This is a genomic window from Bacillus sp. SIMBA_026 (genome assembly GCF_046535335.1).
GTDB classification, from domain to species: Bacteria; Bacillota; Bacilli; order Bacillales; family Bacillaceae; genus Bacillus; species Bacillus velezensis.
In genome coordinates this window covers 1-231 of the sequence record NZ_JAWRWX010000529.1, presented here as the reverse complement: position 1 = coordinate 231, position 231 = coordinate 1, and the positions used below count along the sequence as shown (strand labels likewise).

Annotated in this window: 1 protein-coding gene; it reads left to right on the top strand. The window is 54.5% G+C overall.

The window, feature by feature from the left end; genetic code table 11:
- Nucleotides 1–16: 16 nt before the first annotated feature.
- Nucleotides 17–231, top strand: a 215-nt coding sequence (locus SB847_RS22420) for a DUF6196 family protein (RefSeq protein ID WP_410578981.1), incomplete at its 3' end; no start/stop codon positions are given.

Below are 231 nucleotides of genomic sequence, written 5' to 3'. Positions count from 1 at the left end.
CGATCGGCCACCAACCATGAAGTCATGGGCAGCTATGGTTAATATCTCCCGCGAGACCTTTGAGCAAACTGAGCGACGTCTACGCCAGGTCATCACTAAGGCACGACTACGCATATATCCGGGCACATACGCGTTCGTTGAATTTCCGTTGGATAGATTTCCCAGCGCTGTCCGCGCAGATGCACTTGCTCTGGTGCGAGATGACGACGTGTGGAGTCAGCTTGTGCCCAG